At 66.1% G+C, this 21,244-nt stretch carries 21 protein-coding genes and 1 riboswitch; of the genes, 12 read left to right on the top strand and 9 right to left on the bottom strand.

Going from position 1 to position 21,244, the window contains the following annotated elements:
* Window positions 1–4: 4 nt before the first annotated feature.
* The 5 genes from HPT29_RS19710 to HPT29_RS19690 all read right to left on the bottom strand — a co-directional run bounded on the left by HPT29_RS19710 (window position 5) and on the right by HPT29_RS19690 (window position 5,366).
* On the bottom strand, window positions 5–208 hold the full coding sequence (locus HPT29_RS19710) for a hypothetical protein (protein ID WP_173948868.1): 204 nt from the start codon (window positions 206–208) through the stop codon (window positions 5–7).
* Between the two features lie 12 nt (window positions 209–220).
* Window positions 221–2,722 (bottom strand): glucose/quinate/shikimate family membrane-bound PQQ-dependent dehydrogenase, encoded by a 2,502-nt coding sequence (locus HPT29_RS19705; RefSeq protein ID WP_173948869.1) that lies wholly within the window; start codon window positions 2,720–2,722, stop codon window positions 221–223.
* A gap of 93 nt (window positions 2,723–2,815) precedes the next feature.
* Window positions 2,816–3,589 carry an ABC transporter permease gene (locus HPT29_RS19700; RefSeq protein WP_173948870.1) on the bottom strand — a complete coding sequence of 258 codons (774 nt, stop codon included), beginning with the start codon at window positions 3,587–3,589 and terminating at the stop codon, window positions 2,816–2,818.
* A complete protein-coding gene (locus tag HPT29_RS19695) occupies window positions 3,586–4,392 on the bottom strand; it encodes an ABC transporter ATP-binding protein (protein WP_173948871.1) in 807 nt (268 codons plus the stop codon). The genes HPT29_RS19700 and HPT29_RS19695 overlap by 4 nt, the downstream gene beginning before the upstream one ends.
* A complete protein-coding gene (locus HPT29_RS19690) occupies window positions 4,392–5,366 on the bottom strand; it encodes an ABC transporter substrate-binding protein (protein WP_173948872.1) in 975 nt (324 codons plus the stop codon). The genes HPT29_RS19695 and HPT29_RS19690 overlap by 1 nt, the downstream gene beginning before the upstream one ends.
* Before the next feature lie 356 nt (window positions 5,367–5,722).
* Here HPT29_RS19690 and minD point away from each other — a divergent pair, with 356 nt between their 5' ends.
* From minD to pepT, 9 genes are all read left to right on the top strand, one after another.
* Window positions 5,723–6,532, top strand: a complete 810-nt coding sequence (gene minD / locus HPT29_RS19685; protein WP_173948873.1) for a septum site-determining protein MinD — start codon at window positions 5,723–5,725, stop codon at window positions 6,530–6,532.
* Window positions 6,529–6,807, top strand: coding sequence for a cell division topological specificity factor MinE (gene minE / locus HPT29_RS19680; protein WP_173948874.1), 279 nt, complete (start codon window positions 6,529–6,531; stop codon window positions 6,805–6,807). The genes minD and minE overlap by 4 nt, the downstream gene beginning before the upstream one ends.
* 169 nt (window positions 6,808–6,976) lie before the next feature.
* The gene (locus HPT29_RS19675) at window positions 6,977–7,912 is read left to right on the top strand and encodes a DUF5996 family protein (RefSeq protein ID WP_173948875.1); all 936 of its coding nucleotides are present in this window, start codon (window positions 6,977–6,979) and stop codon (window positions 7,910–7,912) included.
* Between the two features lie 187 nt (window positions 7,913–8,099).
* Entirely contained in the window at window positions 8,100–8,831 is a 732-nt protein-coding gene (locus HPT29_RS19670; RefSeq protein WP_259060201.1) for a ComEA family DNA-binding protein, read from the top strand.
* Window positions 8,832–8,900: 69 nt separating this feature from the next.
* Window positions 8,901–9,012, top strand: a riboswitch (TPP riboswitch).
* Entirely contained in the window at window positions 9,003–9,611 is a 609-nt protein-coding gene (locus tag HPT29_RS19665; protein WP_173948902.1) for a YkoF family thiamine/hydroxymethylpyrimidine-binding protein, read from the top strand. (Overlaps the previous riboswitch by 10 nt.)
* Before the next feature lie 41 nt (window positions 9,612–9,652).
* A complete protein-coding gene (locus HPT29_RS19660; RefSeq protein WP_173948876.1) occupies window positions 9,653–10,237 on the top strand; it encodes an ECF transporter S component in 585 nt (194 codons plus the stop codon).
* Window positions 10,209–11,909 carry an ABC transporter ATP-binding protein gene (locus tag HPT29_RS19655; protein WP_173948877.1) on the top strand — a complete coding sequence of 567 codons (1,701 nt, stop codon included), beginning with the start codon at window positions 10,209–10,211 and terminating at the stop codon, window positions 11,907–11,909. Before HPT29_RS19660 ends, HPT29_RS19655 begins: the two co-directional genes overlap by 29 nt.
* Complete coding sequence (locus HPT29_RS19650; protein WP_173948878.1) at window positions 11,903–12,643, top strand: energy-coupling factor transporter transmembrane component T family protein; 741 nt, start codon at window positions 11,903–11,905, stop codon at window positions 12,641–12,643. The genes HPT29_RS19655 and HPT29_RS19650 overlap by 7 nt, the downstream gene beginning before the upstream one ends.
* A 103-nt stretch (window positions 12,644–12,746) precedes the next feature.
* Complete coding sequence (gene pepT, locus HPT29_RS19645; protein WP_173948879.1) at window positions 12,747–13,982, top strand: peptidase T; 1,236 nt, start codon at window positions 12,747–12,749, stop codon at window positions 13,980–13,982.
* Between the two features lie 47 nt (window positions 13,983–14,029).
* On the opposite strand, the gene HPT29_RS19640 is transcribed toward pepT, so the two are convergent.
* Window positions 14,030–14,929, bottom strand: coding sequence for a CAP domain-containing protein (locus HPT29_RS19640; RefSeq protein ID WP_173948880.1), 900 nt, complete (start codon window positions 14,927–14,929; stop codon window positions 14,030–14,032).
* A gap of 293 nt (window positions 14,930–15,222) precedes the next feature.
* Here HPT29_RS19640 and HPT29_RS19635 point away from each other — a divergent pair, with 293 nt between their 5' ends.
* Both HPT29_RS19635 and HPT29_RS19630 read left to right on the top strand, forming a co-directional pair.
* Window positions 15,223–15,762: a hypothetical protein gene (locus tag HPT29_RS19635; protein ID WP_173948881.1), complete on the top strand. Its 540-nt coding sequence runs from the start codon at window positions 15,223–15,225 to the stop codon at window positions 15,760–15,762.
* Window positions 15,763–15,976: 214 nt separating this feature from the next.
* The gene (locus HPT29_RS19630) at window positions 15,977–16,909 is read left to right on the top strand and encodes a Bug family tripartite tricarboxylate transporter substrate binding protein (RefSeq protein ID WP_432807308.1); all 933 of its coding nucleotides are present in this window, start codon (window positions 15,977–15,979) and stop codon (window positions 16,907–16,909) included.
* An 81-nt stretch (window positions 16,910–16,990) separates the two neighbouring features.
* On the opposite strand, the gene HPT29_RS19625 is transcribed toward HPT29_RS19630, so the two are convergent.
* The 3 genes from HPT29_RS19625 to HPT29_RS19615 form a co-directional block, all read right to left on the bottom strand.
* Window positions 16,991–17,257, bottom strand: coding sequence for a hypothetical protein (locus HPT29_RS19625; protein WP_173948882.1), 267 nt, complete (start codon window positions 17,255–17,257; stop codon window positions 16,991–16,993).
* A 195-nt stretch (window positions 17,258–17,452) separates the two neighbouring features.
* Window positions 17,453–18,601, bottom strand: a complete 1,149-nt coding sequence (locus HPT29_RS19620; RefSeq protein WP_173948883.1) for a glycerophosphodiester phosphodiesterase — start codon at window positions 18,599–18,601, stop codon at window positions 17,453–17,455.
* A gap of 239 nt (window positions 18,602–18,840) precedes the next feature.
* On the bottom strand, window positions 18,841–20,280 hold the full coding sequence (locus tag HPT29_RS19615; RefSeq protein ID WP_173948884.1) for a calcium-binding protein: 1,440 nt from the start codon (window positions 20,278–20,280) through the stop codon (window positions 18,841–18,843).
* Between the two features lie 516 nt (window positions 20,281–20,796).
* On the opposite strand from HPT29_RS19615, the gene HPT29_RS19610 reads away from it, so the two are divergent.
* Window positions 20,797–21,165: a hypothetical protein gene (locus HPT29_RS19610; RefSeq protein ID WP_173948885.1), complete on the top strand. Its 369-nt coding sequence runs from the start codon at window positions 20,797–20,799 to the stop codon at window positions 21,163–21,165.
* Window positions 21,166–21,244 lie beyond the last annotated feature (79 nt).

Genomic DNA, 21,244 nt, shown 5'->3' with positions numbered 1-21,244 from the left:
TGGCCTAAGGCCGGTTTCGCCGTCGGGCCACGAACCAGATGGCGATGATCGCCACTACGACCACAACGATCAGCCACCAGCTGCTCCCGGTGCCCTCCGCGGCACCGGGCGTATTGGCGGGTGCGCCTTCCACGGGCGGGCTCGCCTGCGCCAAGGCGGCGGTCGCGGAAAAGAACAGCGTGACCAAGCCAGCAATGATTCGGTTCATGAACGCCTCCCGTCAGGTTCTCGGCAAGGCATAGGCGATCACATAATCGCCCGCCTTGGTGCCGAGCGAACCATGGCCGCCCGCCACCACGAGCAGATATTGCCGTCCGTCCGCGCCGGTATAGGTCATCGGCGTCGCCTGACCGCCAGCGGGGAGCCGCGACTCCCAGAGCTGGTTGCCGTTCGAGACGTCATAGGCGCGGACGTAATAGTCGATGGTTCCCGACAGGAACGCGACGCCGCCGGCCGTCATCATCGGACCGCCGAGATTGGGCACGCCCATCGGGAAGGGGAGCGGGATCGGCGAGGCATCGCGCACGGTGCCGTTCTTGTGCTTCCAGAGAATCTTGCCGGTGGTCAGGTCGGCCGCCGCGACGTAGCCCCAGGGCGGCGCCTGGCAGGGAACGCCGAGCGCCGAGGTGAAGGCGGAGAGCTTCACGGCGAACGGCGCGCCGAAATTCTCGTTCAAGGCCGGCAGGCTGCTCTCCGGCCGGTTCTCACCCTGGACGTAGAGCGTCTTGTCGTCCTGGCGCGGGACGAGCTGCGACACGAAGGCGATGTAGGTCGGCGTCGTGAACGCGATCTGCCGCTCCGGATCGACCGCGACGCTGCCCCAGTTGAACACACCGAAATTGCCCGGATAGACCAGGGTGCCCTGCAGGGAGGGCGGCGTATAGCGGCCTTCGTAGCGCAGCTTCTTGAACGCGATGCGGCAGGCGAGCTGATCGAACATCGTCGCGCCCCACATGTCGCGCTCCGTGAGCGGCGGCGGATCGTAGGACAGGGCCGAGACGGGCTGCGTCGGCGCGGTGCGGTCGCCCTGCGCGGCGCCCTGCGGGGCGGGCTTCTCGGTCACCGGCAGGACGGGCTGGCCGGTGCGCCGGTCGAGCACGTAGAGCTCTCCCTGCTTGGTCGGCTGCACGAGAGCCGGTACGGTCTGCCCACCGACCGTCAGGTCGACGAGGCTCGGCTGCGAGGGGACGTCGTAATCCCACAGATCGTGGTGGACGGTCTGGAACACCCAGCGCAGCTGACCGGTCGCAATGTCGAGCGCCACGACGGAGGAGGAGAACCGGTCCACATTGGCGCTGCGGTTGCCGCCCCATTGATCCGGCGGCTGGTTGCCGACCGGGATGTAGATCAGCCCCAAGGCTTCGTCGACGCTGGAGATCGACCAGGAATTGGGCGAGTTGGGAACATAGGTTTCGCCCTGCGCAATTGGCGTTGTCACGTCCGGCCGGCCCGAGTCCCAGTTCCAGACCAGAGCGCCCGTGTTTACGTCGAAGGCGCGAATGACGCCGGACTGCTCGCTCGTCGACACGTTGTCGAGCACGGTGCCGCCGACGATGATCAGGTTTTTCGCGACGGCGGGCGGCGAGGTGGAGTAATAGGCGCCGGGATTCACGTTGGGCATGTTGGCCCAGAGATTGATCTGTCCCGTGCCGCCGCCGAAGGCCGTGCAGACGGCGCCGTTCTCCGGGTTCAGCGCGATCAGGCGACCGTCCGCGGTGGGCATGAAGAGCTTCGTCGGGCAGTTGTCGGCGGCTGGCCGCTCACTCGCCGCCACTGGCAGATCCAGGGGCGGAGAGGCGGTCGTGAGGGGCGTAGGCGCAGGCGCCGGCACGGGGGCTGCCGCGGCAGCGCCATTGCCACGGTAGCAAGAGAGGCCGCGGCAGGTGAGATGCTGGAGGGCGAGTTCGCCGCGGATCTTCGGATCGTAGCGCCAGACCTCGCGTCCCGTCGTGTCGTCGAGCGCGATGATCGATTGATGCGGCGTACACAGAAAGAGGCGATTGCCGAACTTGAGCGGCGTGACCTGGAAGGTGGTCTCCTCCGGGTCGCCGGGACGGCCCCGCACGTCGCCTGTGCGATAGGTCCAGGCTTCCTGGAGCTGGGCCGCGTTCGCCGGGGTGATCTGGTTGAGCGGCGAGTAGCGCTGGCCGTAGGCCGTGCGTCCGTAGGCGTGCCATTCGCCGGGCGGAACGCCGAGTGCATCGTCGGGCACCTCGGCCCGCGGCCCCGGAGCCGTGCCTTCGATCCGCGTGGGATCGGTGAACCAGGAGGCCACCGCGACCGCGAGAGCGATGGCCAGGATGCCCGTCAGCGGCAGCCCCGCGCCCCGAAAGGCGGAGACGGGCCGCACGGCCTCGCTGCGATGGTCCGACGCGGTGCTGCGCCGATCGGCGAGGTTGCGCGTCACCCAGGGCGTGAGCAGCAGAAAGCCGATCAGGAACACCACGTCGCCGCGTGCCGCCAGCGGCCACCAGTGCAGACCCACCTCCCACAAAGCCCAGCCAAGCGTACCGGCGACGACGAGCGCATATACCCAGAGGGCTGCGGGCCGTCGGGCGAGGAGAAGGATGCCGGTCAGGAGGAAGCCGATGGCCGCGATCAGATAGTACCAGGATCCGCCCAGCGTGATCAGCCATACGCCCCCGACGGCGAGGGCGAGTCCGATCAGGAGCGTGAGGATGGCCGCGATGATGAGAACAGGACTGCGTCCCTGGCCCGGCATGACATCACTCCTTCGGACATTCGGCTTCCAACGACAGGCAAGCGGAAATGTTTCATAAGGTTGTGATGCCAAGAGAGCCGCGATGCAGCCCTGCTATGTCTCCTTGACATTCGTCCCCCAGCGCCGGTGCAGGAAGCGCTCCCAGGGCGAGAACAGGAGGCGGTCGACGAGCAATCCGATGACGACAATCACGATCATGATGCCAATCACCTGCTCCATAGCGTTGAGCTCGCGCCCGTAATGCAGCAGGTGGCCGAGGCCGAAACCGGTGAGGATCGTCACGTAAATCTCCGCCGCCATCAGCGAGCGCCATGCGAACGCCCATCCCTGCTTCATCCCGCTGACCAGGAAAGGAAGCGAGGCCGGGAGAATGACGCGCGTCCACTTGTGGAAGCCTTCCGATCCCATGGTGCGCGCCGCGCGCGCGTAGATCGGCGGGATGTTGCGCGCTCCGTGGTCGGTCGCGATGATAACGGACCAGACGGTGCCCATGATCACGACGAACAGCATCGCGCCTTCCGTCTGGCCGAACCAGACGAGCGCCAGCGGCACCCAGCAGACGCTCGGCAGGGTCTGAAACCCGAGGGCGAGCGATCCGATCGTGTCTTCGAGCACCTGCGTCGTGCTGGTCAGCAGGCCCAGGGGCAGGCCGATTACGACGCCGGCCGCATAGCCGATCAGAAGCCGCTTGAGGGTCACCCAGGTCGACTCGATCAGCGTGCCGTCGAGCAGCGCCCCCCAGATGTATTCCGCCACGAAAACGGGCGAGGGGAGAAGCACGATGGACCAGCGCCCGCTGCGCACGGCGAATTCCCATATGCCGATCAGCACGGCGAAGAACAGGAGGGCGACGGCGAGACGCTTCATTCGAACACCGCTCCCTTCAACGTGCCTTTGAGCGCAGCCGCGATGGTGGACGTATAGCCAGCGAGATCACGGCTGTTGATGTCACGGGGATGCGGAAGATCGATCTCGAAGATCTGCGAGATGCGCCCCGGCGACGGCGACATGAGAACGACCCGGTTCCCCAGGCATACGGCTTCGCGCACGTTGTGCGTGACGAACACGATGGTCTTGCGGCTTCCCATCCAGATGCGCTGGATGTCGTCATAGAGCTGATCGCGCGTGAGCGCATCCAGGGCGGCGAAAGGCTCGTCCATGAGCAGCACCTGCGGATCGGGAGCAAGCGCGCGTGCCAGCGCGACGCGTTGCTTCATGCCGCCGGAGAGCTCGTGCACATGCGCGTGCCTGAATTTCTCGAGGCCGACGAGCTTGAGAAAATGATCGGCGATGTCCCGGCGCTCGGCGCCCGTCAGGTCGGGTCGCAGCTTCAGCCCGAACATGACGTTGCCGAAAGCGTCGAGCCAGGGAAACAACGCCGATTCCTGGAACATGACGAGGCGCTGCCGGCCGGGACCGTCCACGAGTTTGCCGTCGGCCAGCACCCGCCCGGAATCCGGCATGGTCAGTCCCGCCATGATGTCGAGGAGAGTGGACTTTCCACATCCGCTCGGTCCGATCAGGCAAACGAATTCCCCTTCGGCGACGGTGAGAGACACGTTGTCCAGCGCCTGCACGGTGGCGCGCGATGACGTGAATCGCTTGAAGACGTTCTCCACGATGAGCTTGGCAGGTGCGGCCGTCAGCGACTCAGGGTGGGACAGCTCCATCAAGGCGTCTCGATCAGGCGGGAGAGGTCGGGCGTGTCTCGTAGAAAGCCCACCCGTTGAGCGCTGGTCACGAAGGACTGGAATGCCTCCCGGGTGGTGTCCGGCGTGATGACCATGCGGCTCCAGGCACGGGCGACGAGCTCCGGCGGCATGTCGAGGCGGAACGAGGCCTGCAGCTCCTCCCGGGCCAAGCGCTGCGCCTCGTCGGGATTGTTCCGGATCCAGTCGGTGAGCTCGCGATGGGCGGCCACGAAGCGCTTGGCGAGCTCGCGGTTTTTCGACAGGAAGCCGGCGCTCGAGACAAGGATCGTCGTGATCGCGTCCTTCTCCTCGACCAGCACCTTGCCGCCGGCCTCGGATTCGAGCCGCGACACCCAGGGCTCCACGGTCCAGACCGCGTCGAGCTGCTTGCTCTGGAAGAGGGAGAGCTGGTCCGGATTGCTGGTGGGCACCACCTGCGCATCGCCGCCGGTCTGGGTGATGCGCAATCCGCCTGCGACGAGCCAGGCCCGGGCCGCTACGTCCTGCGTGTTGCCGAATTGCGGCGTGGCGATGCGCTTGCCCTTGAAGTCGACAGGCTTGGACAGGGTGGAATCCCCCTGGACCACGAGGGCGGAGCCGCCGTTCACGGCACCGCCGACGACGCGGACCTCGGCGCCGCGCGAGCGGGCATAGGCGTTGAGCGCGGGATTGGGACCGACATAAGTCAGGTCGAGCGAATTGGCGAAGATCGCCTCCATGGCGCTCGGGCCGGCATTATAGGCGTACCACTCGATCTTCACCCCTGGCCCGAGCCGCTCCGCGAACCAGTTGCGCCCCTGCCGCTCGAAGGCGCGGGCCACCAGGGCCTGCACATGGGTGATGTTGGGGAAATGCCCGACCCGGACGGTCGTGGATTGCTGGGCAGCCGTGGGCCCATGAGCCGCAACGAGCGACAACGCCGCCAAGAGAAGAAGCCGCCATCCGTACCGCATCGCAGGATCTCCAGTGACATCGGATCAAGGCTAGGGGTTCCCAGAGGAAGGTCAATGGGAGGCTGGCGGAAGGATCCGGCAAGCTCGGCTTTATGTCCGGCATGAGGACGGGATTCCTTGGTCCGTGCCTGGAGTGGCGGAAATCCTTGGTTTTTCAACAAAAAATTCGGTTTCTTCGGAAAATCTTAACGGATCAGTAACCATAACGGGCGTCGAATAATAGGCATTACGTAGCGTAAGAAATCCGCGACAGCCTGACCCGCCTCCGCTCTCCGAACATTAGTTCTGCGGTTCTCCGGGGAACCTGCTGGTGATGCCGTCGCAGGAGCAGCATTGTAGGGCGAGGAGAACCAAGGATGGCGAAAGTACTTGTCGTGACATCGGGCAAGGGCGGTGTCGGAAAGACGACCTCGACCGCGGCTCTGGGCGCGGCGCTGGCGCAGAGCGGCCAGAAGGTGGCGGTGATCGATTTCGACGTCGGCCTGCGCAACCTCGATCTGATCATGGGTGCCGAGCGCCGCGTGGTGTTCGACCTCATCAACGTGATCAAGGGCGATGCGAAGCTGGAGCAGGCACTCATCCGTGACAAGCGCGTCGAGACCCTGTCCCTGCTGCCCGCCTCCCAGACACGCGACAAGGACAATCTCACGGAGGAAGGCGTCGAGCGCGTGATCAACGGCCTGCGCGAGAAGTTCGACTGGATCATCTGCGACAGCCCGGCCGGCATCGAACGCGGCGCGACGCTTGCCATGCGCCACGCGGATGTCGCGGTCGTCGTGACGAACCCGGAAGTTTCCTCCATCCGCGACTCGGACCGCATCATCGGCCTCCTCGATTCCAAGACGGAGAAAGCCGAGAAGGGCGAGCAGGTCGAAAAGCATCTTCTGCTCACGCGGTACGACAATGCCCGCGCTCAGCGCGGCGAGATCCTCAAGGTCGAGGACGTGCTCGAGATCCTCTCCATCCCGCTTCTGGCCATCATTCCCGAGAGCACCGAAGTGCTGCGCTCGTCGAACCTCGGCGCCCCGGTGACACTCGGCAGTCCGAATTCGGCCCCAGCCCGCGCCTATCTCGATGCCGTGCGCAAGCTCCAGGGCCAGACGGTCGTCGAGGTGCAGAAGCAGCGCGGCCTGTTCAGCAAACTCTTCTCACGGAGGGCCGCATGAGCCTTTTCAGTTTCTTCAAGCGCAACACGTCCGCGCCCGTCGCCCGCGAGCGGCTGCAGGTTCTGCTCGCTCATGAGCGCACCATCGTCGGTGGGGCCGAGTCCGATCTCGTGGCGATCCTGCGGGAGGAGATCATGGCGGTGATCGCCAAGCACATGGCGGTGCCGCAGGACAACGTGCAGATCAAGATGGATCGCGGCGCCTCCGTGTCGACGCTCGAAGTCGACATCGAGATCCCGACATCCATCGCCGCGGGCATGCGCCCCGCCGCGTAACGACGGCAAATGCTGGAGCGGCATGCTCTTCCACCGGGAGGATGCCCGCTCCAGCCATGTGCTGCATCGGTGCGGAGGGCGGCTGTCGGTTTGCCGCCGACGGCCGGGTTGTCCACCCCGACCGATGCGCTAGCTCTGCTTCATCTTCGTTCCTGAGGGGAGGCGCTCGATGGGCGACACGTCTTGGCCGCAACTGCCCTATCCCGCCTGGCGGGACACGGCGGCGACCCTCCAGCTCTGGACCCAGATCGTGGGCAAGATCCGGCTGTCGCTGTCGCCGTGGCTCAATCACGGCTGGCAGGTTCCGCTCTACGTGACCGCAAGGGGGCTGGGAACGTCGCCCATCCCTGTCGGGCACGATATCCTGGAGATCGAGTTCGACTTCCTGTCTCATCTCCTGCGCATGCGCATGAGCAACGGCGAAGAGCGTGAGTTGCCGCTGCAGCCCCAGAGCGTGGCGGATTTCTACGCGCGGATCCGCGCCATCCTGGAGGATCTGCGCATCGAGGTCGCCATCAACGAGATGCCGAACGAGGTGGCGGATCCCATCCGCTTCTCCGAGGATCGCGTCCATGCCTCTTACGATCGCGAAGCCGCGCATCGCTTCTGGCGGGCGCTCGTTCAGGCGGACCGGGTCTTCAAGCTCTTCCGAAGCGGGTTTCTGGGAAAGTCGTCACCGGTGCACTTCTTCTGGGGCAGCTTCGACCTCGCGGTGACGCGCTTCTCCGGGCGGTCTGCGCCCCTGCATCCGGGAGGCGTGCCGGGTCTCCCGGATCCTGTGACCCGCGAGGCCTATTCGCACGAGGTCTCCAGCGCCGGATTCTGGCCTGGCAGCGACGCCTTTCCACAGCCGGCCTTCTACTCCTACGCCTATCCCGAGCCGCCGGGCTTCCGCGAGGCCGCGGTGCCAGCGGGCGCGTCGTTCGACACGACGCTGGGCGAGTTCATTCTGCCCTACGACACGGTGCGCCAATCGACCGATCCCGATGCGCTGCTGCTCGATTTCCTTGTCGCCACCTACAAGGCCGCGGCCGACGCGGGGCATTGGGACCGTGCGGCGCTCGAATGCACCGTCGGCGCGCCGGCGCAGGTACGGGCGGTTTAGGGACGTCGTTTCGCAAGGTGATGACGTTTCCGCTTCTCTTCGGCAGCTCTCGAAAGAGATGCGCGCCTATCCCGAATTGCCGTTGAAGTCGCAAGGACGGCGAAGATTGCCACGTCTGCGCCACATACCCTCTCTAGCCCTAAGGCCGGACCAAGGCTCCGTCGTCGAGTAGATGTGCGAGGATCCCATGCAGGTTGGCGATTTGTCCCGGACCCAAACGCCACGCGAACCGCGCGACAATGCGGCCCTTCAGGCCATGCGCGTTCTTCTGGTGATCGGTCTCATGAGTGCCGGCTGGCTGGCTCTGTGGCGGTTCCAGGCCGGCAGTCCAGCCGCGGAGGGCATGGTGTCCGTGGCTCCGCCGCAGACGGTCGCCGTGGAGACGCGCCCCGCCGCTCCCCCGGATCGGGCCGAACCCGTTCAGGTGGCCGACGCAGATGCATTGACGCCGGCTGCCTTGGCCCTGAAGCGCTCCGCCGTCGTCTCCCCGCCGGACCCGGACGAGGACGATCTGGAGCCCTCCCTGGCCGAACCGGTCATCGATCCCGCCTCCCTCGGGGCCTCTCGCGATCAGTCCCTTGCCGTTCTGAAGCAGTTCCAAGCCATCGTCGGACAATCGTCCAAGAGCGGAGCCGCCAAGCCGCCGGCGGATCCGCCCGCCGACATGAACATGACCGGCACCGTCACGCAGCAGGCGACCCGCACGGCGTCCTATGTGCCGGCCGGTGAGTCCGCTTCCGCCCTCGTCGATCTCAACAGGGGCTCCGTCGACCAGTTGAATACGTTGAGAGGCGCAGGATCCCTCGGCCGCGCCATCGTGAGGGGGCGCCCGTACAGGTCCGTGGAGGATCTCGTGACCAAAAGGGTGGTGCGCCGCACCGCGTTCGAACGGATCAAGGATCAGGTCACCGTGCAGTAGATGCCGCGATCCATCGTCCGCAGGCGCGTGATCCGCTTGCCATCGTGCGACGAAAGGTGCTAAGCAAGTCGCATCAAACAGGGGTGCTCCGTATTGCCGGGGCTGAGATGACGGCGCGAAGCCGTTGGACCCTCAAGCTGATCTGGGTAATGCCAGCGGAGCGAGGTGACGATGTTTTCCGGCGCACAGATTTCCCTCTACCCGATGACCGACGATTTCGTCGACGTCATCCTGGGCGCCATCGGGGCGCTTGACCCCTATAGACCCAATTTCCGCATCGAAACCGACGACATCTCCACGTTGATCGTCGGCCCGCCGGACCAGCTGTTTCCGGCAATGCGCGATCTGTTTCTCGCCGCATCACGCCGCGGCGTTCATTGCGTGCTCGCCGCCACCGTCTCGCGTGGCTGTCCGGGCGAGCCCGACGACCCGATCTGCACCCCGATCGCCGGTTCGAACCACGATCAGCCCCTCGCGGCGCGCATCACGGCCGCCGTACGGCGCGTGGAAACGGCGCTTTTGACCGGCCAGGTCGTGGCCGCGCAATTCTCGCTCTATCCGCTCGGCAGCGGGCACCATATGGACGAGATCTACGGCTGCATCGACTTTCTCAAGGCATCGGGCGTGTTCGACCGCTCGAAGAACTTCTGCACCAAGCTGCGCGGCGATGCGGGCCCGGTCTTCGCCACTCTGAGCGAAGCCTTCCTGCGCTTCGGCGCCCCGCAGGGGCATGTCGCGCTCGATCTCAAGGTCTCGGCGAACAGCCCGAGCAAGTCCTGATCCTCCGCACACGATTCTCGTCTCACATCAAGGAGTTTGTCATGTCCGTGGCTCGTGGCTGGACATTGAGGGAGATCCTCATCGTCACCGTGATCGGCGCGGTGTTCGCCGTGCTGTATCTCGGCTGGGTTCAGGTGTGGCTGATCGCCCAGGCGGTGTTCGGTCCTCTGACGATGGACGTGGTGATGGGCTTCTGGTTCGTCGCCTCGATGGTGGCAGCCGCCATCATCCGCAAGCCCGGCGCAGCCCTCGGGGCCGAAGTGCTCGCGGCCGCCGTGCAGGTGCTGCTGGGAAGTCCCGCGGGCCTGCTGCTCGTCGTCAGCGGCCTCGTCCAGGGCGCCGGCGCGGAAGCGGTCTTCGCGGCAACCCGCTGGCGCAACTACTCGCTGCCGGTGCTGATGGCGGCGGGCGTGGGCGCGGCGATCTTCTCTTACGTCTATACCTGGATCCGGTTCGATTATGGCGCCCTGCAGCCGGCGCTGCTCATCGCCATGTTCGTGCTGCGCTGCGCGAGCGGCGCGCTGCTCGGCGGGTGGCTCGCTCACGTGATCGTGCAGGCGCTCTACAGGACGGGCGCGCTCGCGGGCCTTGCGATCGATGTCGAGAAGCGCTCCGCCGCCGCCTGAACCCGCCGCGGAATGGCGCGGGGTCGAGGTCGCCTATCCCTTCGCCAGGCGCCCTGCGATCGGACCCGTCGATTGTCAGGTTCGGCAGGGCGAGCGGGTTCTCCTCCTCGGCCCGTCGGGGTCCGGCAAGTCGACGCTGCTGCTGGCGCTGACGGGTCTTATCCCCGACAGCATCCCGGCGGAGGTGAAAGGCGACATTCGCCTCTTCGGCAGGGATGCCGGCTCCCGCAAGCCGTGGGATTGGGCGCGCCATGTGGCCCAGTATTTCCAAGACGCGGACCAGACGCTCTGCGGCATGCGCGTGGAGGACGAACTCGCGTTCGCGCTCGAGAACCGCGCCATGCCGCCGGAGACCATCGCGCGCGCCGTCACGGAGGTCATGCGGGCGGTCGGCCTGCCGGAAGAATGGCGCCAGCGCGCCTCGGCGCAGCTCTCGGGCGGGGAGCGCCAGCTCGTGGCTCTCGCCGCGACCCTGATCCAGGATGCGCCGCTCTTCGTGGCCGACGAGCCGACCGCGCATCTGGCTCCGGAGGCTGCGCGGCGCCTGCATGCGCTGCTGACTGGCCGCGAGGGCGGACGGACCGTCCTCATCGTCGACCACAGGCTCGACGGACTGATCGAATCGATCGACCGCATGATCGTGCTCGGACGCGGCGGAACCGTCGTTGCCGAGGGCGACCCGCGCCGGATCTTCCGCGAGGAGCGCATGCTGCTGCAGTCGCACGGCATCTGGTGTCCTGCCTCGAGCGCCCTCGATGCAGAGCTGATGCGTGCAGGCGTCGCGGCGCCCATCGGCCCGTTGTCGGTCGCGGAAGCGCTCGCGCATCTCGATCCTGAGAGCCTATCTCCCTCCTGCCTCGACAAAGCGCGTCCAGCCGTCGAGGCCTTCGTCGCCTCCGTCAGCCCCCCCATCGACCTGCATGAATCGCCCATGCTCGTTCAGGTGCGGCAGGCCGCGTGCGCGCCGTTCCTGGGCCCCACCGTGCTGCGCGGCGTCGATCTCACGATCCGTCAGGGCGAGATCCTCGGCGTGCTGGGACGAAACGGGGCCGGCAAATCGACGCTGGGCTTGTGTCTCGCGGGTCTCCTGCCGCTGAAGGCCGGCACACGCCGAGGCCCGGCGGGCGGGTACGCCTTCCAGCGCGCGGAAAACCAGTTCACCGCCGCAACCGTGCATGAGGAACTGCTCACGGCGCTGCCGGCGCGGATGAAGGCGGACGAGAAAGACCGGCGCGCGGCGGCGGCGCTGGAAACCTGGGGGCTCGCGGCGCTCGCGCGCAACCATCCCTTCGAGCTGTCGCAGGGCCAGAAGCGCAAGCTCGCGCTGGCCACGCTCACGCTCTCCGACCACTGGCCGCTCCTCGTGCTCGACGAGCCCATGGCCGGGCTCGATGCGTCCGGAGCCGCGCTGCTCTCGCAGGAGATACTGTCGCTGCGCGAGAAGGGACGCACCATCGCGCTGATCACCCACGACATGGATCTTGCCTTGAAGCTCTGTCCACGCTCCATCCTGGTGGGGGAGGGAGGGATCCTGGCCGACGGCCCGACGCAGGAGCTGATGAACGACGGCGTTCTTATGGCGCGCGCCGGGCTCACGGAGCCGGCATCGGCTGCCGCGACGCGATGGCTCAAGGCTGCGGCCCTGCGTCTGGGGGCGCCGGTTCCATGCTGACGTCCCTCAACCCGCTCTCGAAGCTGGCCGTCTGCTGCGTCTGGCTCGTCGCGGCCGTGCTGGTCTTCGATCCCCGGTTCCAGCTCGCGGCGATCCTGGCGCCCGCGCTCGCGCTCGTCGGCCTCCATCGCACCTCGCCCCTGGTGCTGCTCGCCCTCATGGTGCCGTTTGGCCTGTTCGGCTTCGGCTTCCTCACCACCAGCCTGCTGTTTCACCAGGAGAGCGACTTCGCCCTGCTCATGGCGGGAGAGTCTCTCCTCTCGTCGCCGGGATTCTCGGCGGGCATCACCCTGTTCCTGCGCGCGCTCGCCTGCGGCATGATCTCGGTGTTCTTCGCACTCACCACCGATCCTGGGCTTTTCGTGCGCGCCCTCATGCAGCACGCGAAGCTCCCGCCGCGCATCGGCTACTCGCTGTTCGCCGCCCTGCAGCTCGTGCCCGATCTCGCCGGCGAGGCGCAGCAGATGCGCTTGGCCCGCGCCATGAAGTCCGGACGGCGCCTGCGGCGGGTTCCCGGCCCGTTCGAGCTCATGAGCCTCGTCATCCCGCTGCTCGCCTTCGCGATCCGCCGCGCCGGCCGCACTGCGATCGCCATGGAGGCGAGGGGGCTCGGCCCCGATGCGCCGCGCACGATCATGAACGCGCCTGCGTTCGAGGGGCGGGATGGCCTCTTCGTTGCCGCGGCCCTGGGCCTCCTGGTGCTGTGCGGCGCCGCGACGCTCATGCGTATCTGATCGGTCAGGCGGCGGGAGGGTAAGAAATTTCCCGCCGCCCATTCCCGGGGCGGGATTGTCCCGCTACAACTCCGTCACCTCCTCGCAGAACGGATCCCGAGCCATGGCCGCCAGCGTTACAGACCGTTTCCTCCGATACGTCGTCATCGATACACAGTCCGACGCCAAGTCCCAGTCCCAGCCATCTACCGAGAAGCAGAAGAATCTCGGCCGCCTGCTCGTCGAGGAGCTCCAGGAGATCGGGATCTCCGACGCGCATCTCGACGAGCATGGCTACGTCTACGCGACCATCCCGGCGACGACGAGCAAGAACAACGTGCCGGTCATCTGCTTCTGCGCCCACATGGATACGGCGCCGGACTTCTCCGGCACCGGCGTGAAGCCGCAGCTGGTCCGCAACTATCAGGGCGGCGACATTCGGCTGCCGGGTGATCCGAGCCAGGTCATCCGTGTCGCCGACCATCCCGTGCTCGACGACCTGATCGGCCACGACATCGTCACGTCGGACGGCACGACGCTGCTCGGCGCCGACGACAAGGCGGGGATCGCCGAGATCATGGCGGCGGCCGAGTTTCTGATCAGCAACCCGGACGTCCGGCACGGCACGATCCGCATCCTTTTCACCACCGACGAAGAGATCGGCCGCGGCGTCGACAAGGTGGATCTGAAAAAGCTCGGGGCGGATTTTGGTTATACCCTGGACGGCGAGACGGCCGGCACCATCGAGGACGAGACCTTCTCGGCCGACGCAGTCGAGATCGGCATCAAGGGCGTGGCGATCCATCCCGGCTTCGCCTACGGCAAGATGGAGAACGCCATCCGGATCGCCGGCAACATCGTCGCGCGCCTGCCGAGAGAGATGGCGCCCGAGACGACGAAGGGACGCGACGGCTTCATCCATCCGACTGGCGTGACCGGCGTAATGGAGAAGGCCAGCCTGAGCTTCATCATCCGCGACTTCACCGAGGAGGGGCTCAAGAGCAAGGAGACGCTCCTGGAGGGCATCGTCAAGGACGTGATGCAGGCCTATCCGGGCTCCAGCTACACCTTCACGGTCAAGGAGCAGTACCGCAACATGAAGGTCGTGCTCGACCGCAAGCCGGAGATCGTCGAATACGCCGTGGAGGCGATCAGACGCGCCGGCATGGAACCGGTGCGCGGCAGCATCCGCGGCGGCACGGACGGTTCGCGCCTGTCCTTCATGGGCCTGCCGTGCCCGAACATCTTTGCCGGCGGCCATGCCTTCCATTCGCCGCTGGAATTCGTCAGCAGCCAAGACATGGAGAAGGCCGTGACGACCATCGTCGAACTCGCCAAGCTCTGGGAGGAGCGCGCCTGACCTGCTGAGGGCAGGGAGGCCCCCGGCGGTACCGGGGGCCGCTGTTGTCAGAGCACGAAATCGGCGCTCGCGAAGACGTGGGCGCCGAGGGCCTTGATCGCGAAGTCGGCGACGCCGTCCCCGTTGACGTCGCCGGCCACGTAGGTGTTTCCGCTCGACTGATACGCCTTCAGCTCGCCGGCCACCTTGTGGAAGCTTTGCGCACCGATGAACGTGAACGCCTGGTTGCCGGACACCCGGGTGTTGGCGTCGATGCCCGACAGGCCGATCCTGTCGGCGCCGTGAACGAAGTCGCTGACGGTGTCGCCGTTGGCTTCCGATGCCGTGTCGAACACGAAGGTGTCGTAGCCCTGGCGGCCCCAGAGCACGTCCCGGCCGCCATTGCCGTTGAGGGTATCGTCCCCGGATGTGCCATACAGGGTGTTGTTGTAGCTGTTGCCGACAAACGACTGACCGGTGATGGTCGGCGTCGTCGGGGCCGTCGGGATCGTGGTGCCGACGTCGTCCGCTTCGGCCCGCTCGAGGGCATTCGGCGTGCCGAAGTTCTGCGTCACGAAAACGACCTTGTAGCCGTTGATCGTGCCTTCCTTCAGGCCGATTCCCATTTCCTCGAACGACCCGTTGACGATGTTCGCGTAGTGACCGGGCGAGTTCATCAGGTTGGTGTGCAGCTGGCGCACGGTCGCCTCGGTGAGGTCACCGCTCACATAGGCGATGTTCTCGCCCCAGCCCTGCCATCCGTAGCCGGCCGTCGTCATGCGGGTGCCCGCGCTGGAGCCGTTCACGCCCGTATGCGAGAACGTGTCTGTCTGATCCATCCATGCGCTGTGAGCGTCGGAGGAATCGAGAAGCTCGCCGTCGAAGGTGAGCGGCCTGACGCCGGCACTGGTGCGCGCCTCGTTGACGAGCTGCAAAAAGTAGGTTTCCAAATTGGTTGGTGTCGTCACTCTAGAAATGCCCCTTGGGAAAACATCTTAGGCTTACATTCCGTCGCAATATCGGTCTTGTCGGACGTCGGAATGCACATCCGCGCATGGCCCGCCAATGTGTTGACAATGTGATGGGCGCGACTGCGCTCTCGGACCAACGTGCGGCACGGCGCGGGACGTTAAGAGATCATTCACCATAAGAACGAGAAAAGGCACTTGCCGCATGCGACGGCGGGGATCCTGCGTTAGGTTAAGCGAGTTCCCAGGACAAAACATTCATTTCGCACGATACCGCGCGGGCACGATCCATTATGCTGCGTTTCCTCATTCTCCTCACCCTCGTTGCCGTTTTCCTCCATCTCTACGGGCCGATCCTCTTCGGCCGCGGCCCCCTGTCGAGGAAACTGAAGCGGATCCCGATCCAGATCGGCGTCTTCGTCGTTCTGGCGCTCACCACGATCAACGGATTCCGGAGCGCTGCGCCGGCCTCCGAGCCGCAAGCCGCCGCAACGCAGGCGGCGCCCGACGTGGAGACGACCGCGGCGATCGCGCCCCCCGCCGTCGTCGAGCCTCTGATGCCGAAGGATGCGGCCGCCGCCTGCGTGGAACAGGCGCTGAACGAGGCGCGCGCCACCGAGGATGTCGTCGGCCAGACCTGGCTGTCATCCGTCGAGGGCTTTCTCGAGACGGCGCCCGGAGAGGTGACGGTTCAGTTCGCCGTCGGGCCGAGGGTCGGGCCGCCGAAGGGGCCGCAATGCCGGTCGGAGGCGCGCCTGACCTGTTCCGTGGCCGGCCGCGACGTCAGGCCCATCACGCCCGTTCACATGACAGGAGCCCAGATCTCCTGCTGAGGCGATTGGTCTGATCAGCGGACCTCCGGCGCGCGAGCGATCAAGCAGAGTTCAACAGCCGCGGGCTGCAAGGTCATGGACATGGCCCGCCTGTCGGTTATGTGAGACTCCCATGGGCGGCCCTCGCCGCCGGCCTCGCACCATGGGAGACCTGATCGTGACCACACCAACCCGACGCCAAGCCCTTCTCGCCGGCGGTGCCCTCCTGGCCGGAATGGCCCTGAGCCTGGCCCCCGCTGCCGCCCAGACCTTCCCGGTCCGTCCGATCACCATGGTGGTGCCCTTCGCGGCCGGCGGCTCCACCGACGTGGTCGCCCGCATCATCGCCCAGAAGATGTCCGAAGGCCTGGGCCAACAGGTGATCATCGAGAACGTCGCCGGTGCCGGCGGCAGCACCGGCGCGGCGCGGGTCGCCAAGGCGGAGCCCGACGGATACACGATCCTGATGGGCACGGTGGCCACGCACGCGCTGAACCCGCTCATGCTCAAGCGCAAGCCCTACGACGCAGTGACGGACTTCGCGCCGGTATCGCTGCTCGTGGTCGTGCCCAACGTGCTGGTGGTTCATCCCAGTCTGCCGGCCAAGACGGTGCCGGAACTGATCGCGCTGCTGAAGGCGGATCCGTCCAAGTACAATTACGCTTCGTCCGGCGTTGGCACGCCTCTGCACCTGTCGGGCGAATTGTTCAAGAGCATGGCCAAGGTGTCCATGCAGCACATCGCCTATCGCGGCTCCGGTCCGGCCCTCAACGACGTGGTGGCGGGCCAGGTCCCGATCATGTTCGACAACCTGCCCTCCGCGTCCGAATTCATCCGCGCCGGAACGCTGCGCGGCATTGCCGTGACCACCAAGGAGCGGGCGCCGTCCTTCCCGGACATGCCGACCATCGCCGAGGGTGGGCTTGCCGGCTACGAGACCTATACCTGGAATGCTCTGTTCGCACCCCCCAAGACCCCGAAGGAAGTCATCGACCGGCTGAACGCCGAGGCCCTCAAAGCCGTGAAGGATCCGGCCGTGCAGGAGCGGCTGAAGACCTTCAGCGCCACGGTGGTCGGATCGACTCCGGAGGCCCTTGGCGAGCACGTCAAGACCGAGATCGCCAAGTGGACCCCGGTCGTGAAGGAGGCCGGCGTTCAGATCGACTGATTCGGTTCTTGCTCATGAGGCTCCTCCCGGCGACGGACCCGTCGCCGGGGCGACGCTCCCGTTGGAAGGAACCACGTCGCTTCAGTGCAGCGCGGCCATCATGCGCCGGATGGTCGCCTGAAGGAGCTCGATCGCGGATTCCGTGCGGTCGCCGCTCGCGAGCATCGCCAGGGATGCGTCGCCAGGGCTCGCCATCGCGGTCTCGAGCACCGCGTAATAGGCGAGATCCCGGGTCCGGCCGCTGGCCTCCTGCCGGAGCGAGCTGATCGCTTCGATGATCCCGAGCGATTGCCCGCTGCCGACGAGGTCGCAAGCCTTTTTCAGGACGCCGAGAACTGTAATTTCCATGACATTCGCCCGTCTTCGGCCGGGTTCGGCCCGGCCTTGATCCATTGTGGTCTCGAAGGGCCCGATGGCCCCGAGGGGAAGGATAACATAACGCTCCGGGATCGAACTACGCCAATTGTCGCGCCGGACGGGCAGACGAACGAAAACGCTCCGGCCCACGCCGGAGCCGGAGCGCCGTGGTCGGTTCGGGAAGCGTCAGCGCGCCTTTACCGCATGATCGGTGAAGTCGCTGAAGAGGCCGTCGACGCCCAGGGCATAGAAGGCCTTGTACTCCGCCGCCGGGTCGCCCTTGAAGTCCGATGTCAGGCGCTTCGGCTCGCTGCGGAACGTCCAGGTGAACACCTGGAGGCCGGCCGCATGAGCGTCCCTGACGACGCTGGAGGGCTCGGTGAGCACGCGGTCGCGCTCGTCGATCGTGCCGTCGCCGTTGAGATCGTCCGGCTTGCCGTCGTTGTTTCGGTCGACCTGCCGGCTCGCCAGGATGTAGGGCTTCCAGGGCGCGATGATGTCGGCATAGGTTTTCACCTCGGCGAGGCCCTCCCTGGTCAGGAGGTCCTGGTTGGTGCGCTTGTCCCCGATCACCACGAAGTCATAGGGCTGCGCATAGGGCGTCTCCATGACCATCCTGCCGTCCTTGTCGACGTCCGCCCCGTCGACGAGCTGCGCCAGGCGCACGTCGATCCGGGTGTTCAGGTATTTGAGGTTCGCAGTCTCGAAGCTCTGGATCACCACGGGCGAATCCTTCGCCGTCCAGCCGGCCTTCGTCAGCACGGCGACGAGACGATCCTCGATCGGCAGGCCGAGCGCCGCATGGAAGGTGGGATGCTTGGTCTCCGGCGCAATGCCGATGGTGCGCCCGCGGGCGGCCGATTCCTTCTTCACCAGGTCGATCACCTCGTCCAGGGTCGGGATCTGGAACTGGCCGTTCTTCGACTGGTCGCGATCCGCCATGGCCTGCTTGGCGCGCAGCTGCTTGATCTCGGCCAGGGTGAAGTCGCCCGCGAACCAATCGGTCGTGTCGACGCCGTCGACCTTGCGGGTGGTCTTGCGGGACGCGAATTCTTGCCGCTCGGCGACATCGGTCGTGCCGCTCAGCATCGGCTCGTGACGGGCCACGAGCACCCCATCCTTCGTCACCACGAGATCGGGTTCGACGAAGTCGGCCCCCATCTCGATGGCGAGCTTGTAGCCCTCGAGGGTGTGCTCGGGGAGATAGCCGCTGGCGCCGCGATGGGCGACCACGGTCGTGCGCTCGCCGGTCAGCGTCTTCTCCTGGGCCGCGACCGGCTCGAGCAGCGCGGGCAGGGAGACGGCGAGCGTGCTCAAAATGGCAATGTGCTTCATGGAATCCTGTTCCTCCTGGCCGGTCACCTGCCATCGAACCCGTGACATCCCGATGACGGAATCACGGGCCAGGGGACAGGCCTGCGGGAGAGGGTGTCACAAGGAGGGCGGGCGCGGAACAGGCAAGGCGAGGGGATCGTGCCGTCACTCATCGGCTCATGCTCCAGGCCCTTCCGGCGACCTTTGATGACGTGCCGTCGCGAGAAGGCCCGGCGGCACGTCACATGAGAGCGTGGTCGTCAGAGGACGAACGTCACGTCGTTGATGTTGGTGATGCCCTGGAGGATCACCACGTCGTCGTCACCACCCGCAAGGGTCAGCTGGAGATTGCCTCCGACGACCGTACTGCTGAGCACGGATCCGCCGGCGCCCAGGTCGACCACGTCGCCCTCGGTTTCGCTGTAGTCGACAATCAGGTCGGTCTCCGTCACGTCATTGTCCCTCTCAGGTCCGAACACGAATGCATCGGCGCCGGCCCCGCCGATCAGCGTGTCGTTCCCGGCCCCGCCGGTGATCTCCAGGGCAACCGCAGTGCTCGTCTGAGCCGAGCCGTCGATGGAATCGTTGCCGCCCAAGCCGTCGACATCAACCCGCTCGACATTGGTGGTGTCGACCGTGATGCTGCCGACGTCGCGGAAGAACCTGAAGCCGCCGGCCTGGGTGGTGACCGTCATGACCTCGTTGCCGTTCGATCCGTTGAAGATCAGCGTATCGGTGCCGCCGCCACCGTCGAAGACGTCGTTGCCGTCGCCGGGGTCCCACTGGAAGCTGTCGTTGCCCAGGCCGCCGGAGGCGCTGTCGTTGCCCGTGTTGCCGAGCATGGTGTCGTTGCCGTCGCCGCCGTCGAGGCTGTCGTTGCCGGCGCCCCCTTGCAGACTGTCGTCACCGGCCCCGCCGCTGATGTCCAGCACGACGCCGACATTGGTCTGACCGGACCCGTCGATGGTGTCGTTGCCGCCACGGCCGTCGACTTCGACCCGTTCCACATTGGTGGTGTCCACGGTGATGTCGCCGAGATCGCGGAAGAACTGGAAGCCGCCATTGGCAAGCGTGGTAATCGTCATCCGCTCGGCGCCGTCCGAGCCATTGAAGATCAACCTGTCCGTGCCGCCGCCGCCGTCGAAGATGTCGTCGCCATCGCCCGGGTTCCAGGTGAAGCTGTCATCGCCTTCTCCGCCGTACGCGGTGTCGTCGCCGGTCCCGCCCCGCAGGTCATCGTTGCCGTCGCCGCCATCGAGCCAATCGTTGCCGCTGCCGCCCAGCAGCGTGTCGTTGTCGGCTCCGCCGAAGAGGCGGTCGTCGCCGCTGCCGCCATCCAGCCAGTCGTTGCCCCTGCGGCCGAGAAGGCGATCATGGCCGTTGTTGCCGAAGAGGCGGTCGTGACCGTTGCCACCATCCAGCGTGTCCTGGCCGCTGCCGCCGAGCAGCCAGTCGCGGCCGTCATTGCCGAACAGGCGGTCGTTGCCCGCGCCACCGTCGAGCGAGTCGTTCCCACTGCGACCGAACAGGCGGTCGTGGCCGTTATTGCCGAAGAGGCGGTCGTTCCCGCCCCCGCCGTCAAGCGTGTCATTGCCGCTCAGGCCGGTCAGGCGGTCGCTGCCGCCCCTGCCGAAAATATGGTCGGCGCCAAGAGTGCCGATCAGATTGTCGCGGCGTCCGCCGCCAAATATGCGTGCCATTCGATCCTCCAGGTCATGGGAAACTGATGACTTTCACTACACCTTCTGCGGTACACCTTTTTCAGTACGCGATCCCGTATAACCCGGCACTCATTCCTATTGATGAGTGTATATTGAACGAAATCGCCGTTTTCTGGCACTGTCGTGTGAGCCTATTCCTGCTTGATCTTGGAGATAGCGTCCCTCTTCCAAAATATTCCAAAGATAGCGAGGGGAGTACTCCCGACGTTACTTGCCAGTACGCATCTACACTGTGTCGAACCTTAGTGCGAGAATAAGTCTATTTGGCGTCAGAGGGCAGGCGCCGGTCATGCCGGAGCGGCGGCGCTCCCGATTCTTTGCCGCTCCTTGCATCTCGTGGCCGTGAGCCTCCTGGTCGTGCTGGAGGATCGACCGGGATTGACAGGGACATGGCCGGACGGGTTATCGGTCGCCATGTCGGATCGTCGGCGCGGTGACGGGCCTCGTCGGGCCGCGATGAGCATCCGGTCGACGGTGCATGGAGGAGAGCGGATTTTGGTCAAGCGGATTGGTTCACAGGCCTGGCGGGTCCAGGTGTCGGACGACGGAGCCATCGTGGCATTGGGGATCCGCGCCGACACGGGCCGGGAATACGAGGTTCTTCTCGGCGCGGTCGATTCAACGCCCCTCGTGACGGACTTGCTCCGCGAGATGGTGCGGACCCACAGGGACAAGCCGCCCAGAACCTTTGGCGCGGATGCCGGGCCCAATCACGCCAAGAGCGTGCCGGTGCAGCCCTTGAGCACGCGGATCGAGCAGGCCGGCGGCGACCCCGTCCTGGTGCTGGATTTCGGCGGAACGGTGCTCAAGGTCGCGGTCGATCCCGCTCAGCTCCGACAGGCTCTGTCCACGCCTACGCCGTGAGGCGGGAGCACGACCGCCCCACAAGTGCAGGGCCGAGATGAAGCGGGAGCGTCATCGGCGCGGCCGATGACGCTCCCTC

This window comes from Microvirga terrae, from assembly GCF_013307435.2.
Lineage (GTDB): Bacteria > Pseudomonadota > Alphaproteobacteria > Rhizobiales > Beijerinckiaceae > Microvirga > Microvirga terrae.
Note: the sequence above shows the minus strand (reverse complement) of the source record. Positions and strands in the feature narration are given on the sequence as shown.

Bases quoted from the DNA above. Each gene is read 5' to 3' on its own strand.
- HPT29_RS19710 (WP_173948868.1), bottom strand. From the start codon at position 208: ATGAACCGAATCATTGCTGGCTTGGTCACGCTGTTCTTTTCCGCGACC.
- HPT29_RS19705 (WP_173948869.1), bottom strand. From the start codon at position 2,722: ATGCCGGGCCAGGGACGCAGTCCTGTTCTCATCATCGCGGCCATCCTC.
- HPT29_RS19700 (WP_173948870.1), bottom strand. From the start codon at position 3,589: ATGAAGCGTCTCGCCGTCGCCCTCCTGTTCTTCGCCGTGCTGATCGGC.
- HPT29_RS19695 (WP_173948871.1), bottom strand. From the start codon at position 4,392: ATGGAGCTGTCCCACCCTGAGTCGCTGACGGCCGCACCTGCCAAGCTC.
- HPT29_RS19690 (WP_173948872.1), bottom strand. From the start codon at position 5,366: ATGCGGTACGGATGGCGGCTTCTTCTCTTGGCGGCGTTGTCGCTCGTT.
- minD (WP_173948873.1), top strand. From the start codon at position 5,723: ATGGCGAAAGTACTTGTCGTGACATCGGGCAAGGGCGGTGTCGGAAAG.
- minE (WP_173948874.1), top strand. From the start codon at position 6,529: ATGAGCCTTTTCAGTTTCTTCAAGCGCAACACGTCCGCGCCCGTCGCC.
- HPT29_RS19675 (WP_173948875.1), top strand. From the start codon at position 6,977: ATGGGCGACACGTCTTGGCCGCAACTGCCCTATCCCGCCTGGCGGGAC.
- HPT29_RS19670 (WP_259060201.1), top strand. From the start codon at position 8,100: ATGCAGGTTGGCGATTTGTCCCGGACCCAAACGCCACGCGAACCGCGC.
- HPT29_RS19665 (WP_173948902.1), top strand. From the start codon at position 9,003: ATGTTTTCCGGCGCACAGATTTCCCTCTACCCGATGACCGACGATTTC.
- HPT29_RS19660 (WP_173948876.1), top strand. From the start codon at position 9,653: ATGTCCGTGGCTCGTGGCTGGACATTGAGGGAGATCCTCATCGTCACC.
- HPT29_RS19655 (WP_173948877.1), top strand. From the start codon at position 10,209: ATGTCGAGAAGCGCTCCGCCGCCGCCTGAACCCGCCGCGGAATGGCGC.
- HPT29_RS19650 (WP_173948878.1), top strand. From the start codon at position 11,903: ATGCTGACGTCCCTCAACCCGCTCTCGAAGCTGGCCGTCTGCTGCGTC.
- pepT (WP_173948879.1), top strand. From the start codon at position 12,747: ATGGCCGCCAGCGTTACAGACCGTTTCCTCCGATACGTCGTCATCGAT.
- HPT29_RS19635 (WP_173948881.1), top strand. From the start codon at position 15,223: ATGCTGCGTTTCCTCATTCTCCTCACCCTCGTTGCCGTTTTCCTCCAT.
- HPT29_RS19630 (WP_432807308.1), top strand. From the start codon at position 15,977: ATGGCCCTGAGCCTGGCCCCCGCTGCCGCCCAGACCTTCCCGGTCCGT.
- HPT29_RS19625 (WP_173948882.1), bottom strand. From the start codon at position 17,257: ATGGAAATTACAGTTCTCGGCGTCCTGAAAAAGGCTTGCGACCTCGTC.
- HPT29_RS19620 (WP_173948883.1), bottom strand. From the start codon at position 18,601: ATGAAGCACATTGCCATTTTGAGCACGCTCGCCGTCTCCCTGCCCGCG.
- HPT29_RS19615 (WP_173948884.1), bottom strand. From the start codon at position 20,280: ATGGCACGCATATTTGGCGGCGGACGCCGCGACAATCTGATCGGCACT.